Genomic DNA, 15,819 nt, shown 5'->3' on the forward strand with positions numbered 1-15,819 from the left:
GACAGCCCGGAGCCGCCTGCACGAACACGTTCTTCTCCGGGGTGACTGCCTGGATGCCGGGGCGGAGGCTGACCCAGGTTCACCCAAAAGATGGGTCCTCGCAGCCATCAACTGAGGTGCGTCCGAGCAGGCGGGCAACGAAGCCGAGCCCGGGCTCTGCCTCACATTGTGAAACGAGCCCGGGCACTGGGAGTCCTCACCGCCTACTGCTCAGCGGTTGACCGCCTGGATCTCCTGGACGATCACGTCCTGGTCCGCCCCGAACTCGCCGTCGGGCAACGGCTGGTCGCCGTTCACGCCGGTGCCGGTCCAGTGGATCTTCCAGGTGACCGTGGCTTGGAGCTTGTAGGAGTCGTCGCCCGAGGAGCGGAGGTACTTCACGCCGCACGGCGGAGTTTCGTCCGCCTTGCCCTTCGCGAAGGCCTCGCCGATCTGGTCGCCGTTGAGTTCGCACACGCCGGAGGCGGGGTAGGTCGTCGCGTCGGCCGTGCCCGGTTCGATCTTCAGGGAGATCGGTTCGGCTGTGGTCGTCGCCTGGACGCCCAGAAGCGGGACGGACGCGGTCACCGAGACCGGCTTGAAGTCCGCCGCATCGAGCCATGCCCACGTCGGCAGGTTCACCTTCGTGGTGCCCTCCGGGGCGAGTTCGACCTTCGTCGAGGGCACACGGATCTCTGCGTAGGCGAGTTGGGCCAGCATCTCGGGGGTTATCGCCTCCGGGATCTCGGGGGGCGGCGGATCGCCCGTGTCCACCCAGAAGTAGTCCCTGGTGCAGTCGAGCGCACCGGGATCGCCTTCCCTGCCCTCTGTGACATAGGAGGCCCAGAAATAGCCCTCGCCGGCCTTGTCCTTGTTGAAGTCCTTGTACGGGTCACCACCCTCGAACTTCTTACGCTGCTCCGCGTCCCACTCGTATCCCGTGGAGCCCGCCTCCCAGATCGGCTCCAGGTACTCCTTGAGCTGGGCCGGCGTGTACTTGGGGGCGTAATAGCAAGCCGGCGGAGTCCAGTTCGACGCCGTGGAGGTCACAGGTCCGGCAGACTGACCCGAGCCGTTCTTGGAACGGTCGAAGACAACGGCACCTGCCGTTGACGAAAGTTTGCCGTCTTTATCGGCATTTCCGGAGACCGGTGGGGGACTCGGCTTCTGACTGCCGTTGCCGAAGTCGTCGTCCGCTGACGCGAGGCCCGAGTTGGCCAACAGCATCAGGACGACAGCCGAGCCGACAACGACTCCCCGCCTCTTCACGGCTGGCATTTGCCACTCGCCCTCTCTGAAAGCATGTCCTGGGTCACCCATACCCCCGCCTTGTTCTTCTTCAAGGCCGTGTTGTAGAGCACGTAGCTGTTCTTCGTTACCGGGGTCTTGTCGACTTTTCCAGTCTTGACGTACTTGTTGTAGGCCTTGCCCTGGTCCTCGCAGTACGAGAGCGTCGCCGTTCCATCGCCACGGACCGTCACCGACTCGTCATAGAAGCGGTAGGTCCCGGTAGTACGAGCCTTGTGATCCACGAATCGCTGCACGTACTCCTGAGTTGTCGCCGCCAACTCGCCCTCCGAGTAGAAGCGATACGCGGGATCCAGCGGATCCTGATTGGCGATGGCCTGGTCCGTCGCCTTGATGAACTGCTCACCGTCGGACAGGACAGCATCCTTGTCCGCGTCGCCCGTTTTATTCCATTCAAAGGTGTAGTGGAGATCGGACGGCAGCTTGATCTTCGGCCGCCCCACAACCGCCGAAGCGGAAGCGCTCGGCGAAGCCGACTTGTCGTTGCCTGTGTCGGCGCCCGCGATCTTGTCGTTGTCCTTGTCCTTGGAACTGTCGTCGCTGCCGCAGGCGGACAGCGACAGGGCCGCGGCGGCGGTCAGCGCGATCGCTGCGAGCAGTGTGGGGCGGCGGTTCACGGACGGCTCCCGGTGGGGCGAGGGGGACATGAGCCCAGCCACGCTACCGAGGGGGTAACAGACGACACCAGAGCGAATTGCATCAACCACGTCACGAACTGGGCGTCAAAATTCGCATTTCAGAGCAAAGAGCGACCGAATCAGCAGCGAGACGACTACGCCAAGTGGCGGGCCAAGTCCCCGACTTGGCCCGCGCAAACAAACCGGAAGCGACACCTCGACGTCGAAGTCCTGTGTCTTCTGCCGCGTCTTCTACAGCGTCTTCTACCGCGCCCCAGCCCTATGTCCCCGCGAGCCCGCGGCCGGCTTCTTCTTCGAGCCCGTCGGCCACAGCTGTGGGCGACGTTTCGCCGCCAGGTCCTCCGCCCAGCCGAAGGAGACGACGCAGGCTCCGATGAGGACCCAGGTGACGGCCAGAGCGGGCCAGGGGCTTTCCAGGAGCCAGGAGGCGTTCTGCCACATCACGTCGTAGTTCCACAGGCGGTCCACCTGGGTCGCCGCGACGAGGATGCAGATGTTGTGCCAGAGGTAGATCGTCACGGCACGGGAGTTGAGCAGGGTGATCGGCTTGTCCCAGCGGCGCAGCCTGCGTGGCCATTCGGACCAGGACGGGCTGAAGTGCAGCAGGAGCATCACCGTGCCGCAGGACCAGAGGGCCTGGGCCAGCGGGATGCTGTCCAGGTCGTGTCCCTCGGTGAAGTTGTGGTTCGTGGCGTACCAGAGCCCCAGCAGGGCGATGGCCGGGGCCACCGATGGGACCACATAACGCGGGAGCCGCTGGAGGATTCCCTCCTGGTGCGCCATGCCGAGGACCCAGCACGCGCCAAACGTGCTGAAGTCCGTCAGGGCGGACGGAATTCGCTCACCGGGGAGCGACAGCCACTCGAGCTGGAACGCCGCCGACAGCGCGATCGGCGCCGCGATCGTCGCCACCGGCAGCGCGCGCAAGGCGCGGAGCAGGAACGGCGACAGCAGTACGTACCAGAGGTACGCGCGGACGTACCAGAGCGGGCCCGCAAGGTCCGAGGCCCAGTTGTCGCCGATGAAGCCGTGGATTCCGGGCAGCCCCTCGGCGTACGGCGGGTCGCTGATCGGGAGGATCCAGAAGGTGAGGTGGAGCAGCCACCAGCCCGGGTGGCCGTCCTCGTCCGGGCCCCAGCCCTGGAGGACCATGCCGGTGACGCCGATCGCGCCGAGCAGCCAGATCGGGGGGATGAGGCGGCGGATACGGCTGCGGATGACCTGCGGGGCCGGGCGCTTCAGCGAGCGGGCCATCAGGTTGCCGGCCAGCGCGAACATCACGCCCATGGACGGGAACACCAGCGGCAGCCAGGCCCAGCCCGTGAGGTGGTAGAGCACCACCCGGAAGAGGGCGAGTGCCCGGAGCAGGTCGAAGTAGCGGTCCCGGACGGGGCCCGACCGCTTGGCCGGCGCCGAAGCGGAGTCCGAAGCGGAGTCCGAAGCAGCGCCCGGAGGGGCACCCGAAGCGGAGTTCGACACCGAATCCAAAGCCGAGCCCGGTTCCGACCCCCAGGCCGGCTCCGATCCCGGTCCCCGTCCCGGCCTCGTCGCCGTCGGCCCGCCGTCCGGGTAACCCGGTGCCGTGGCGGGGCCGGGGAATGTCCCGTCGTACGAGTCCTGCATCGAGGTGTCCTGTCCGGCCCATGTGCCTGTGCCGGTACCGATTCCGGTACCCGTGCCTGCTCCTGCGTCTGTACCCGGCCACGGAGTGCCAGAGGACGGCTCCGGCCAAGGAGCCCCGGAGGGTGGCGTGCTCATCCGACCGGCCTCCGGTCCATCTCGGGCTGTTGCGTGGCGCCGCCGCCCGGGCCCGCGGCGCCGGGAAGGCCGACCGCGCCCGTGCGCCGGAGCTTCTGCCAGCGCAGTCGGCCGCCGGTGAGGGCGGTGATCCAGGACTGGAGCAGTACGACGTACATGAGCTGGCGGTACAGGATCTGTTGGAGCGGGAGGGAGAGGAGGTGGGTCATGCGTTCCTTGTCGAGGCGGAACGCGTACGCCGCGCAGATCGCCTGGACCGCCAGGACGCCGAACCAGGCGAGGATCGTCTGCTCGGTGGGGCCGAAGACGAGTCCGTAGAGGAGGAACACGTCGATCAGCGGGGCCAGGAGCGGGGCCAGGATCATGAAGAGGGAGACGAGGGGCATGCCCACGCGGCCGAAGCGGCCCGACGGGCCGCGCTCGATGACCGCCCTGCGGTGCTTCCAGATCGCCTGCATCGTGCCGTACGACCAGCGGTAGCGCTGGGACCACAGCTGCTGGACGGACTCCGGGGCCTCGGTCCACGCGCGGGCGTTCTCCGCGTACACGACCCGCCAGCCGTCGCGGTGCATCGCGATGGTGATGTCGGTGTCCTCGGCGAGCGTGTCGTCACTCATGCCGCCGACGCGCTTGAGCGCGGAGCGCCGGAACGCACCGACCGCGCCCGGGATGGTCGGCATGCAGTTGAGCATGTCGTACATCCGGCGGTCGAGGTTGAAGCCCATCACGTACTCGATGTGCTGCCAGGCGCCGATCAGCGAGTCGCGGTTGCCGACCTTCGCGTTGCCCGCGACGGCGCCGACGCTCGGGTCGCCGAACGGCTGGACCAGCTCGCGGACGGTGGCCGGTTCGAAGACGGTGTCGCCGTCCATCATCACGATGAGGTCGTAACGGGCGTTCGCCACACCCCTGTTGAGGGCGGCGGGCTTGCCCGCGTTGAGCTGGCGGACGACGCGTACGTTCGGCAGGCGCAGGTTCTCGACGATGCGCGCGGTGCCGTCGCTCGACCCGTCGTCGATGACGATCACCTCGATGGGGTGATCGCTCGCCACGAGCGAGTGGACCGTCTGCTCGATGCACTTCGCCTCGTTGTAGGCGGGCACCAGGACGGAGACCGGTTCGGTGATCGGCCGCCCCCAGCTGAAGCCGCGGCGGCGGACCTTGCGGGCGTGCATGACGGAGAGCAGCAGCATCAGGCCGAAGCGGGCGATGACGAGGGCGCCGATGATGGCGAGGCCGACGACCAGGACGGAGGTCGTGTTCTCGGAGGCCTGGACCGCCACGACCCACGCCTTGCCCTTCCACAGGTCGAGGCCGGCGACCGGGGTGTGCGCGCTGGGTACCTTGAGAGCCGCGGTGAGCGTGTCGAAGCGGTAGCCGTCATCCTGGAGTCCGGAGACGAACCGGTCGAGCGCGGCCACGGTCTGCGAGCGGTCGCCGCCGGAGTCGTGCATCAGCACGATGGCGCCCTTGCCGCCCTTGGGCGTGGCGTTGCTGATGATCTTCTCGACGCCCGGCCTGCGCCAGTCCTCGCTGTCGGTGTTGTTGACGATCGTGATGTAGCCGCGGCTGCCGATGTACTCGGTCACCGGCCACGACTTGTTGTCCATCTCGCCCGCGAACGACGAGTACGGCGGCCGGAAGAGAGAGGTCCGGATGCCGGCCGCGCCCGCCAGCGCGAGCTGGTTCTGGGACAGCTCCCAGTCGACCCGGCTCTTGGACTGGAGCGAGAGGTCCGGGTGGTTGAAGGTGTGCAGGCCGATCTCGTGGCCCTCGTCGACCATGCGCTGGACGAGGTCCGGGTAGCGCGAGGCCATGGTGCCGGTGATGAAGAAGACGGCGTGCGCGTCGTGCCTCTTGAGCACGTCGAGCACCTTGGGCGTCCACTCCGGGTCCGGGCCGTCGTCGAAGGTCAGGACCAGCTTGCGGTCCGGGATGTGCACACTGTCCTCGCGGCCGTTCCGGGTGTCGATGACCGGGCCGCCCTCAAGGATCTCCTTGGGGACCCGGTCGGACGCGGCCGGCGACTGGACGCGGTGGTCGGCGAGGATCTCGCTGTGGACGAAGCCGCGCAGCATCAGCATCGCCATCAGGGCGACGAGGATGAGCGAGGGCAGTAGATAGCGCATGGGCAGGCGTCGGCGCCGTACGGCGCCCCGCTCTGCGCCGCGGCGGCTGGTGCGGGGTGCCATCAGAGGGTGTTCTCCGGGGACTGTGCGGTGGGGGCGGCGCTCGGGTCCGGCGCGACGACCGGTCCGGGCGTGAGCGGTTCACCGGCGACCGTGTCGGTGTCGCCCGGCGGATCCGAGGGGTCACTGCTCTCGGTGACGCTCGGCTCGGGGTCGGGCGAGACCGGGGGTGTGTTCGACGGCGCGGTGTTCGTCGGCTTCGGTGTGGTGGGCTTCGTGTTGGTCGCCGACGGCTTCGGGTCGGTGCTCTTCCCCGTGCCCGTGGGGCTGGCCGACGGGCCCGTCGAGGTACCGGCGCCCGGTGCGTTGCTCACCGTGCCACCCGCCGACGGCGTCACGCCGGGCGAGGGGACCACCGCGCCGGACGGGTCCGCGGAGTCGGCGGGCAGCGGCGGGATCTCGACCTTTCCGGCGGGCTTGTCGTCCTGCTCCTGGCCCAGTTCGGGAAGCCAGGGCGCGCTGGAGTTGCCCGACATGAGCGTGGCGAGGATGACCACCGCGTAGACAGCGCAGGCCATGCCGACGGCCATGCCGATCCTGCGGTACCTGCGGCTTCGGCGGCCCGTCTCGTCGACGAAGACCGGGCCGTCCGAGGCCTCCTTGGTGCTGGGGGCACCCTTGGCCTGCTGGACGAGCCAGTCCTCCAGCTGCCGTCCCACCCCGTCGAGCTGGACCGTGACCTCGTGCGGGTCGTGGGTGTGCTCGGGGTGCTCGGACTCCTGCCAGGAGTCCTGGGCGGCATCGGAATCGGCGTCGTCCCAGACGGACCCGGCGGACCCGGTGACCCCGGTAGCCCCGGCGGAACTGGCGGACCCGGAAGACCCGGCGAACCCTGTGGATACGACAGGCTCGTTGGGCACGACGGGCTCAGTGGATACGACGCGCCCGACAGGCCCGGCGAAATGCCCTGCGGATGCTCCGAACCCGGCGGCCCCTACGGACCCTCCGGACCGGCCTGGCTGCGACCGGCTCACGCCCGGATCACCGTCTCCCTGTTCCCCGAACTCGTCGCGCTCGCCACGCTCGCCGTACACGCCGTACTCGCCGCGGTCACTGTCGTCCCCGCGGTCCCCACGGTCACCGCGGTCCCCACGCTCGCCATGTTTCCGGTGTTCGCCGTACTTCCGGTGTTCGCCGTCGTTCCACGGGCCGTCACCGCGCAGGCTGTCACCGCGCCGGTCGTCGCTCAGCACGTCGTTGTTCCGCCCGTCGTCGTTCGGCTCGTCGTCTCTCTGTCGCGGCACCGATGGCGCCGCGGCACGGCGGAACCACACGTCGGTGTCACGCCGGTCGGAATCCAGCCGCCCGGAATCACCACGCTCGAAGTCCCCGCGGTCGGCGGATCTTCCGCCGAACTCATCGCCACCGGAGTCGCCGCGAAACGACTGATCGGCCTCCCGAGGGGCCGCCTGACCGGCCTCACCACGGAGCGACAGACCGTCCTTACGACGGGCCGCCGGATCGGCTCCACCCTCACCCTGACGATCGGAATCACTCCGACCCGGTTGGGCGTCTTCCCGCCAACTTTCCACGCGCACGCACATCCCCCCACGGGACTGGTTCCAGGGGTGCCATGTACGACCCGGGCACTCGTACTCGTCGTCCGGACCGGACCCCCATCCGGCCCGAGCGCCCCCTTTATCACACTGCACCCGGCCCATGAATGTAGCGCACGTAAGCAACAGTGAGGGTTCTGTGTCAGGCCCGGCTCATCATGATGAGTGCATCTGTGGCCGGAATCCAACCCTCCGAAGGGCGCTCCAGCCACCCTTCCGCCCCCGCAAGTCGCGCCGCCGCCGTGCGCAACGCCTTCACTCCACGATGCCTCAGTCCCTTGCGCCACACCAGCGACACTGGTGACAGCGGTACGGGGTCGACCAGGGGCCGGAGGACGGATTTCGGCATGGCCGGAAAATCCATCACGGCCAGGACGGGGTTTCGTTTCTTGGCCATGATCCTTTGGAACTCCTCGGTGCCGACGGCGAGCGGGGCCGGCGCCGCGACCTCGATCCCCCGTCCCTCGAAAAGTTGACGGGCCAGATCGGTCCACTCCAGCGTCCGGGGATTCCCGGCTCCCGCGTACACCTGTTCGCCCGCCAGCGCGTCGAGCGGTATTGCATCCAATCCAGCCAACCGGTGGTCCTCCGGCAGCACGACCGCCATGGGCTCGTACCGCACGGGCTGCTGCTCCAGGCGGGCGCGGACCGCCGGATCCAGGCCCGCGAACCGGCCGAAGGACGCGTCGAGACGACCGGCGAGCAGTTCGGCGGCGGCTCCGGTGAGGCCGCTCTCGAAGCGAGTCATCAGCTCGCAGTCCGGGGCGAGTTCACGGGCCAGGGCCAGCACGCGCCCGGAGACCAGCCCCGGGCTGTTCACGTCGACGAGCAGGGGCCGTTCGGCGTCCGGCCGCCCGAAGGCTGCGAGCAGCTCGTCCTGCGCCTCCAGCGCCCGCCGCGCGTAGGGCAGCAGCCGTTCGCCGTCGAGGGTGAGCGTCACCTGCCGGGTGGTGCGTACGAAGAGGGTGGCGCCCAACTCCCGCTCCAGCCGCCGGATGTCACGGCTGAGGGCCTGCTGGGCGACGTACAGCCGGGCGGCCGCGCGCGTGAAGTGCAGGTCCTCGGCGACGGCCAGGAAGGCGCGCAGCAGGCGGGGGTCGAGGTGGGCGGGCATCAGGCGAACCTACAACGCGGGTGCGTCAATCGGTACGGAGTAAGTGTTGGACCCCCGCCGAAGGCCCGGGCGAACGTTGATCCATGCCGCGACCGCCCCGACCTCCTCTCCAGCAGCCCCCTCGGCCGTACCCCCGACCCCGCCCCGACGCCCGTACGACCATCCCCGCCGTCACCGCCGACAGCCTGGTGGTGGCCGACTTCGGACCACGACGGCGGACCCGCGGCTCCGGCCCCGGCCCCGGCCCCGGACCGAAGTGGCCTCGGCGCGGCTCTGGTCCCGGTCCCGGCCCTGGCCAGAACCGGCCTCGGCGCGACTCCGACCTGAGCGATCCCGACCTGCGCAAGCCCGACATACAGGGAGGCAACCCGTACCGCCGCCTCTTCACCATCCCCGGCACCCGGGCCTTCACCCTCGGGAATCTGATCGCGCGGCTCCCGATGGGCATGTTCAGCGTGAGCGCGGTGATCATGATCGCGGGGGCGCGGGGCTCGTACGCGCTCGCCGGTGCCGTCACCGCGACCGGGCTTGCGGCGACGGCGGTCGTGGCGCCCTGGACGGCACGGCTGGTCGACCGGCACGGACAGGCGCGGATCGCCGTGCCCGCGACGGCGGTCGCCGCGCTCGGCTCGCTCGCGCTGGTGCTCTGCGTCCGGTACGGGGCGCCCGACTGGACGCTGTTCGCCGCGTACGCCGCCACGGCCACCACGCCCAACACCGGCGGTATGTCCCGGGCCCGCTGGGCGCATCTGCTGAAGGGCGATCCGGTACGCCTCCACACCGCGAACTCCTTCGAGCAGGCCGCGGACGAGCTGTGCTTCATGCTCGGGCCGGTCCTGGCCGCGTTCCTGTGCGGGGCGCTGTTCCCGGAGGCCGGCACCCTCGTCGGGGTCGCCCTGCTGCTGACCGGCGTGCTGACCTTCGCCGCCCAGCGCTCGACGGAACCGCCCGCCCGGGGCCGTACGACCGCGGCCACCCGCTCGCCGGTCCGGGCGCCCGGGATGCCGCCGCTGCTGGTCGGGTTCCTCGCCACGGGTGCGGTGTTCGGCTCGATGGAGGTGGTGACGATCGCGTTCGCCGACGCGCAGGGGCACCGGGCGGCGGCCGGGATCGTCCTCGGGCTCCAGGCGGCCGGATCGTGCGCCGCCGGGCTCCTCTACGGGGCTCTGAGGCCGGCGGGCCCGGCCAAGCGGCGCCACCCGTGGAGCCTCGCCGCGATGGCCCTGCTGATGTGGCTGCCGCTGCTTGCCGCCTCGCTCACGGGTTCCCTCGTGGTGCTCGCCGGGGCGCTGCTCGTGGCGGGGATGGCCACCGCCCCCGCGATGGTCACGGGCATGACCCTGGTCCAGCACCGCACGCCCGAGGGCCGGTTGAACGAGGGGATGACCTTGGCAGTGACGGGGCTGCTGGGCGGGATCGCCTGCGGGGCAGCGGCCGGCGGATGGACCGTGGAGCACGTGTCGGCGACCGCGGGCTATGGAGTACCGGTCGCAGCGGCGGCGACCGCCCTCCTGATCTCCGTCACGACGACAGCGGGCCGCGCGACCCCGACCCCGACCTCAGCCCCAACCCAAGCCCAAGCTCCGGACCCGGCCCAGCCCCAGGCCCGCCGCTGAGGACACCCCGCCCGCCGTCCGACGGGCCGAACGCCCGCCCCAATTCCCGCGCACCCCATTGACGCGCCCACAGGCCCCACATACCTTCCCCCGTCGAAGCGCTTCGACATCACGCATCGAATCGATTCGATGAACGCTGCGTGATGTCCCGATACCCATCCGACTCCCCCGGAGGTACTGGATGTTGACGGCACGAAGGCGTGTGATGGCGACGGCCGCCGCGGTTCTGAGCGGAACCCTGCTGCTGGCCTCCTGCGGCGGCGACTCGGACAGCGGGTCCTCCGACGGGAAGACGTTGAAGCTGTGGCACTACGAGGCACCCAACAGCGCGATGGGCGTGGCCTGGAAGGAAGCCATCAAGGAGTTCGAGAAGACCCATCCCGGCGTGCAGGTGAAGTTCGAGGAGAAGGGCTTCGAACAGATCCAGAAGACGGCCCCGATGGTCCTGAACTCCAATGACGCGCCCGACCTCATGGAGTACAACAAGGGCAACGCGACGGCCGGGCACCTCTCCCAGCAGGGACTTCTCACCGATCTGTCGGCGGAGGCCACCAAGCGCGGCTGGGACAAGAAGCTCAGCGCCGGTGTGCGGACCACCAGCCAGTACGACGCCAAGGGCGTGATGGGTTCCGGCAAGTGGTACGGAATCCCCAACTACGCCGAGTACACGATGGTGTTCTACAACAAGGACCTCTTCAAGAAGTACGGGATCGCCGAGCCGAAGACGTTCGACGAACTGACCGCCGCCATGGACAGGTTCGTCGACGAGGGCATCACCCCGCTCGCCAACGCGGGCGCCGAGTACGTGGCCCAGCAGTACCTCTACCAGCTCGCGCTGTCGAAAGCCGACCGCGCCTGGGTGGACTCGTACGAGCTCTACAAGGGCAAGCCCGACTTCCACGACGCCGCCTGGACGTACGGCGCCGAGACCTTCGCTGACTGGGTGAAGAAGGGCTACATCAGCGAGAAGTCCACCGGTACGAAGGCGGAGGACGCCGGGGTCTCCTTCATCCAGGGCAAGAGTCCGATCCTGTTCTCCGGCAGCTGGTGGTACGGCCGGTTCGTCGCGGAGAGCAAGGCCGACTGGGGCACCTTCCTGTGGCCGGACTCGAAGATGACCCTCGGCTCGGGCGGCAACCTCTGGGTGGTCCCCAAGGGCGCCAAGAACAAGGACCTGGCGTACGACTTCATCGACATCACCATGTCGAAGAAGATCCAGAACCTACTGGGCAACAACGGCGGGGTCCCGGTGGCCGCCGACCCCGCCGCCATCACGGACCCGCGGTCCAAGGGGCTCATCGCCAACTTCAACACCCTCGCCGAGCGGGACGGCCTGGCCTTCTACCCCGACTGGCCGGTCGCCGGCTTCTACGACGTGCTCGTCTCCGAGACGCAGAAGCTGATCACGGGCAGCGCGAAGCCGGACGCCTACCTGGACGCGGTGGAATCGGCGTACGACAAGGGCGTACAGGCCCCATGACGGTCACCGTCGAACGGGGCGGACCGGGCGGCCGGGGCAGTCGGCGCGGACGGGGCAGTCGCGGTGGTGATGTTGTCGAAGCGCATCACCACGCGAAGGGGCCGCGCCGCCCCCGGGACTCGTACGCGCTGTTCCTGCTCCCCGGAGTGCTCGCCTTCTTCGCGATCATCGTCGTGCCGTTCCTGATGAACACGGGCGTGAGCTTCACCGAGTGGCAGGGCGTGGGTACGCCGAAGTGGACCGGACTCGCCAACTACCGGGAGCTGATGGACGATTCGGAGTTCTGGGCATCCTTCCGGCACAGCCTGTTCATGGTCGTGGCGATGGCGGCCGTACCGACCGTCGTCGGACTCGTCCTGGCCGCCGCCCTGTTCGACTTCGTCGGCAAGCACTTCGGCAGCAGGACGGTCGCCGTTCTGCGGGCCTGCTTCTATCTGCCGCAGGTGCTGCCGATCGCGGTCGCGGGCATCGTGTGGAGCTGGATCCTCGCGCCGGAGAACGGCTCGCTGAACGAGCTCCTCAAGGCCATCGGCCTCGGCAGCCTCCAGCAGGACTGGCTCGGCGACCCCGACCTCGCGCTCTACACCGTCATGGGCGTGATGGTCTGGGTCCAGATCGGCTTCCCGCTCGTCGTCTTCATGGCGGGCCTGCAACGCGTCGACCCGCAGCTGTACGAGGCCGCCGAGCTGGACGGGGCGGGCTGGTGGCGGCGGTTCTGGCACATCACGCTGCCGCAGATCAGGCCCGAGATCTACGTCGTACTCCTGTGGTGCACGATCGCCGCGCTCAAGGTGTTCGGCGCGGTGTACGTCCTCACGAAGGGCGGCCCGGGCGGGGCCACGAACGTGCCCTCCTACTTCTCCTTCACCACCTTCTTCGAGAAGACGCAGGTGGGCTACGGAGCGGCGATCTCCACCGTCCTGACCGTGATCATCCTGGCGCTCGCCCTGGCCGGTCTGAAGCTCCAGACGCGTGCCGAGGACGCGGAACAGGGGGTCGTGCGATGACCGCCGCCGAGCAGGGAGCCGCCCCATGACAGCCCTCCGCCGCTATCCCGTGCTCGTCGCCCTGTTCATCGGGGCCCTCTTCATGGTCCTGCCCTTCCTGATCGTCGCCGTCAACGCGGTGAAGTCGCCCGCCGAGTACTCGTCGAACGGCCCGCTGAGCCTTCCCGAGGGCGTCTACCTCGACGGTCTCAAGGACTTCTGGGAGCGCGTCGACTTCGGGCAGAAGCTGGTCAACTCGGTGCTCATCAGCGGGTCGGTGGCCCTGGGCGCCGTCGTCCTGTCGGTCCTCAACGCGTACGCGATCGGCATCGGCCGGATCAGGGGCCGCACCTGGGTGCTCGCCTTCTTCGTGCTGGCGAACATGCTGCCGCAGGAGGCGCTGGTCTACCCGGTCTACTACCTGAGCAAGGAAGCGGGCCTGTACGACACCAGGCTCAGCGTGATCATCGTCTTCGTCGTGATCCAGGCCGCCTTCGGCACGTATCTCCTCGCCTCCGTCCTCGGGCAGTTCCCCCGCGAGATCATCGAGGCCGCCCGGATCGACGGGGCGAACAAGTGGCAGGTGCTGTGGCGGATCGTGGTGCCGGTCAGCCGGCCGACCATCGGCGTGCTGCTCGTCTTCTTCTTCATCTGGACCTGGAACGAGTTCCTGCTCCCCCTGGTCATGCTGATCTCCAACGACAACCAGACCGTGTCGGTGGCGCTCGGCGTCCTCCAGGGTCAGCGCCTGATGGACGCCACGATGACGAACGCCGCCGCTCTCCTGGGCGTCCTGCCCGCCCTCGTCTTCTTCCTCGTCTTCCAGCGGACGCTCACCCGCGGCATCGCCGTGGGCGCGGTCAAGTGACCGCCCCGAGCGCGGTCAAGTAAGGGGTGTGCGTGTGAAGTTCACCGACGGCTACTGGATGCTGCGCGAGGGTGTGAGCGCCGCCCATCCGGTCGAGGTCCTCGATGTGACCGCCGGGCAGGGCGCGTTGGCGATCCACGCGCCGACCCAGCCCATCCGCCACCGCGGCGACCTGCTGAAGGGACCGGTCGTGACGATCAGCGCACACGCTCCGATGCCGGACGTCATCGGCGTCACGTTCACGCACTTCGAGGGCGAGGAGGCGCGAGGACCCCAATTCGAGCTGGGGAAGGAGGAGTTCGCCGCGCACGCCGAGTACGACGAGGAGTCCGCGACCCTCACCGCGGGAGCCCTGTCCGTGCGGGTGAGCCGTACAGGACCCTGGCACATCGACTTCCTCGCCGACGGCCGCACGCTGACGACCAGCGGCGCCAAGGGCATGGGCATCATGCGGGACGCGGGCACGGGCGGCCACTATCTGCGTGAACAACTCAACCTCGGCGTGGGCACCCAGGTCTACGGCCTCGGCGAGCGTTTCGGGCCGCTGGTCAAGAACGGCCAGGTCGTCGACATGTGGAACGCCGACGGGGGCACGGCCACGGAACAGGCGTACAAGAACGTGCCGTTCTATCTGACGGACGCGGGCTACGGCGTGTTCGTCGACCATCCGGGCCGGGTCTCGTTCGAGGTCGGCTCGGAGGCGGTGTCCCGGGTGCAGTTCAGCGCCGAGACACAGCAGTTGACGTACTACGTGATCTACGGGCCGACCCCGAAGGACATCCTCCGCAAGTACACGGCCCTCACCGGCCGTCCGGCGCTGCCGCCCGCCTGGTCGTTCGGGCTGTGGCTTTCGACGTCCTTCACCACGTCGTACGACGAGACGACCGTGACCTCCTTCATCGACGGCATGAAGGAGCGCGAACTCCCGCTCTCCGTCTTCCACTTCGACTGTTTCTGGATGCGGGAGTTCAACTGGTGCGACTTCGAGTGGGATCCCCGGGTCTTCCCGGACCCGGAGGGGATGCTGGCCCGCCTGAAGGAGCGCGGGCTGCACATCAGCGTCTGGATCAATCCGTACATCGCCCAGCGCTCACCGCTGTTCGCGGAGGGCAAGGCACTCGGGCACCTGCTGAAGCGGCCGGACGGCAGCGTCTGGCAGTGGGACCTGTGGCAACCGGGCATGGCACTGGTCGACTTCACCAGTGAGGCCGCCCGCGACTGGTACGCCTCGAAGCTGGAGGCGCTGCTCGCGCAGGGCGTCGACTGCTTCAAGACCGACTTCGGGGAGCGGGTCCCGCTCGATGTGGCGTACGCGGACGGCGGCGACCCCGAGCGGATGCACAACTACTACACCTACCTCTACAACCGGACCGTCTTCGACGTGCTGCGCAAGCACCGCGGCGAGGCGGAGGCCGTCGTCTTCGCGCGCTCGGCGACCGCCGGCAGCCAGAAGTTCCCCGTGCACTGGGGCGGCGACTGCGAGGCGACCTACGAGTCGATGGCGGAGTCGCTGCGCGGCGGCCTGTCGCTCGGCCTCTCCGGGTTCGGCTACTGGAGCCACGACATCGGCGGCTTCGAGGGCACCCCGACACCGGCCCTCTTCAAACGGTGGCTCGCCTTCGGCATGCTCTCCTCGCACAGCCGCCTGCACGGCAGCTCCTCCTACCGGGTGCCCTGGCTCTTCGACGAGGAGGCCGTGGACGTCCTGCGCCTGTTCACCCGGCTGAAGCTGCGCCTCATGCCGTATCTGTACGAGGCCGCCCGCACCGCGCACACCGAGGGCGTGCCGATGATGCGCGCGATGCTCCTGGAGTTCCCGGACGACCCCGGCTGCGCGCACCTGGAACGGCAGTACATGCTCGGCCCGGACCTGCTGGTCGCGCCGGTGTTCTCCGACGACGGCGAGGTGTCGTATTACGTGCCCGAGGGCACCTGGACCCACTTCCTCACCGGCCGGCCGGTGACCGGTCCGCGCTGGGTGCGCGAGAAGCACGGCTTCTCCAGCGTGCCGCTCCTCGTCAGGCCGGGCGCGGTGATCCCGGTGGGAGCCGTCGACGACCGGCCCGACTATCCGCACGCCGACGGAGTGACCCTCCACGTGTACGGGCTCGACCGCGGCGCGCAGGTCACGGTGCCCGTGGACGGTGTGACCTTCACCGTCGTACGCGAAGGTGACACACTGCGGGCCTCGTCGAGCGATCCGTCGGCGTCCTGGGCGCTGGCGGCCGGGGAACGGGTGACGCGGGCGAAGGCCGGGACCGGGTTCCTCTCCCTTGAGCTGGGCCCCGAGTCCCCTCAGCCGACACCCGAGCAGGAGCGGGGCTGAG

The 15,819-nt window shown here is 69.0% G+C and carries 11 protein-coding genes; 5 read left to right on the forward strand and 6 right to left on the reverse strand.

What is annotated here, in order from left to right; genetic code table 11:
- Positions 1 to 210: 210 nt before the first annotated feature.
- The 6 genes from ACN20J_RS19770 to ACN20J_RS19795 form a co-directional block, all read right to left on the reverse strand.
- Complete coding sequence (locus ACN20J_RS19770) at positions 211 to 1,257, reverse strand: hypothetical protein (RefSeq protein WP_189843471.1); 1,047 nt, start codon at positions 1,255 to 1,257, stop codon at positions 211 to 213.
- Positions 1,245 to 1,904, reverse strand: a complete 660-nt coding sequence (locus tag ACN20J_RS19775; RefSeq protein WP_419666442.1) for a hypothetical protein — start codon at positions 1,902 to 1,904, stop codon at positions 1,245 to 1,247. Before ACN20J_RS19775 ends, ACN20J_RS19770 begins: the two co-directional genes overlap by 13 nt.
- Positions 1,905 to 2,168: 264 nt before the next feature.
- The gene (locus ACN20J_RS19780) at positions 2,169 to 3,404 is read right to left on the reverse strand and encodes an acyltransferase family protein (protein WP_419666443.1); all 1,236 of its coding nucleotides are present in this window, start codon (positions 3,402 to 3,404) and stop codon (positions 2,169 to 2,171) included.
- A 275-nt stretch (positions 3,405 to 3,679) separates the two neighbouring features.
- On the reverse strand, positions 3,680 to 5,875 hold the full coding sequence (locus ACN20J_RS19785) for a glycosyltransferase (protein WP_189843474.1): 2,196 nt from the start codon (positions 5,873 to 5,875) through the stop codon (positions 3,680 to 3,682).
- Positions 5,875 to 7,116 carry a hypothetical protein gene (locus ACN20J_RS19790; protein WP_419666444.1) on the reverse strand — a complete coding sequence of 414 codons (1,242 nt, stop codon included), beginning with the start codon at positions 7,114 to 7,116 and terminating at the stop codon, positions 5,875 to 5,877. Before ACN20J_RS19790 ends, ACN20J_RS19785 begins: the two co-directional genes overlap by 1 nt.
- A gap of 454 nt (positions 7,117 to 7,570) precedes the next feature.
- Positions 7,571 to 8,542, reverse strand: a complete 972-nt coding sequence (locus ACN20J_RS19795; protein ID WP_190227703.1) for a LysR family transcriptional regulator — start codon at positions 8,540 to 8,542, stop codon at positions 7,571 to 7,573.
- Positions 8,543 to 8,625: 83 nt separating this feature from the next.
- On the opposite strand from ACN20J_RS19795, the gene ACN20J_RS19800 reads away from it, so the two are divergent.
- From ACN20J_RS19800 to yicI, 5 genes are all read left to right on the forward strand, one after another.
- Positions 8,626 to 10,158 carry an MFS transporter gene (locus ACN20J_RS19800; RefSeq protein WP_419666445.1) on the forward strand — a complete coding sequence of 511 codons (1,533 nt, stop codon included), beginning with the start codon at positions 8,626 to 8,628 and terminating at the stop codon, positions 10,156 to 10,158.
- Positions 10,159 to 10,339: 181 nt separating this feature from the next.
- Positions 10,340 to 11,638, forward strand: coding sequence for an ABC transporter substrate-binding protein (locus ACN20J_RS19805; RefSeq protein WP_190227702.1), 1,299 nt, complete (start codon positions 10,340 to 10,342; stop codon positions 11,636 to 11,638).
- Positions 11,635 to 12,645: a carbohydrate ABC transporter permease gene (locus tag ACN20J_RS19810; protein ID WP_190227701.1), complete on the forward strand. Its 1,011-nt coding sequence runs from the start codon at positions 11,635 to 11,637 to the stop codon at positions 12,643 to 12,645. Before ACN20J_RS19805 ends, ACN20J_RS19810 begins: the two co-directional genes overlap by 4 nt.
- 25 nt (positions 12,646 to 12,670) lie before the next feature.
- On the forward strand, positions 12,671 to 13,492 hold the full coding sequence (locus tag ACN20J_RS19815) for a carbohydrate ABC transporter permease (protein WP_189843479.1): 822 nt from the start codon (positions 12,671 to 12,673) through the stop codon (positions 13,490 to 13,492).
- A 34-nt stretch (positions 13,493 to 13,526) separates the two neighbouring features.
- Positions 13,527 to 15,818 (forward strand): alpha-xylosidase, encoded by a 2,292-nt coding sequence (gene yicI, locus ACN20J_RS19820; RefSeq protein ID WP_419666446.1) that lies wholly within the window; start codon positions 13,527 to 13,529, stop codon positions 15,816 to 15,818.
- Position 15,819 lies beyond the last annotated feature (1 nt).

Source organism: Streptomyces sp. 2-1 (genome assembly GCF_048564895.1).
Lineage (GTDB): Bacteria > Actinomycetota > Actinomycetes > Streptomycetales > Streptomycetaceae > Streptomyces > Streptomyces phaeochromogenes.

Bases quoted from the DNA above. Each gene is read 5' to 3' on its own strand.
- ACN20J_RS19795 (WP_190227703.1), bottom strand. From the start codon at position 8,542: ATGCCCGCCCACCTCGACCCCCGCCTGCTGCGCGCCTTCCTGGCCGTC.
- ACN20J_RS19815 (WP_189843479.1), top strand. From the start codon at position 12,671: ATGACAGCCCTCCGCCGCTATCCCGTGCTCGTCGCCCTGTTCATCGGG.
- ACN20J_RS19785 (WP_189843474.1), bottom strand. From the start codon at position 5,875: ATGGCACCCCGCACCAGCCGCCGCGGCGCAGAGCGGGGCGCCGTACGG.
- ACN20J_RS19805 (WP_190227702.1), top strand. From the start codon at position 10,340: ATGTTGACGGCACGAAGGCGTGTGATGGCGACGGCCGCCGCGGTTCTG.
- ACN20J_RS19810 (WP_190227701.1), top strand. From the start codon at position 11,635: ATGACGGTCACCGTCGAACGGGGCGGACCGGGCGGCCGGGGCAGTCGG.
- ACN20J_RS19800 (WP_419666445.1), top strand. From the start codon at position 8,626: ATGCCGCGACCGCCCCGACCTCCTCTCCAGCAGCCCCCTCGGCCGTAC.
- ACN20J_RS19770 (WP_189843471.1), bottom strand. From the start codon at position 1,257: ATGCCAGCCGTGAAGAGGCGGGGAGTCGTTGTCGGCTCGGCTGTCGTC.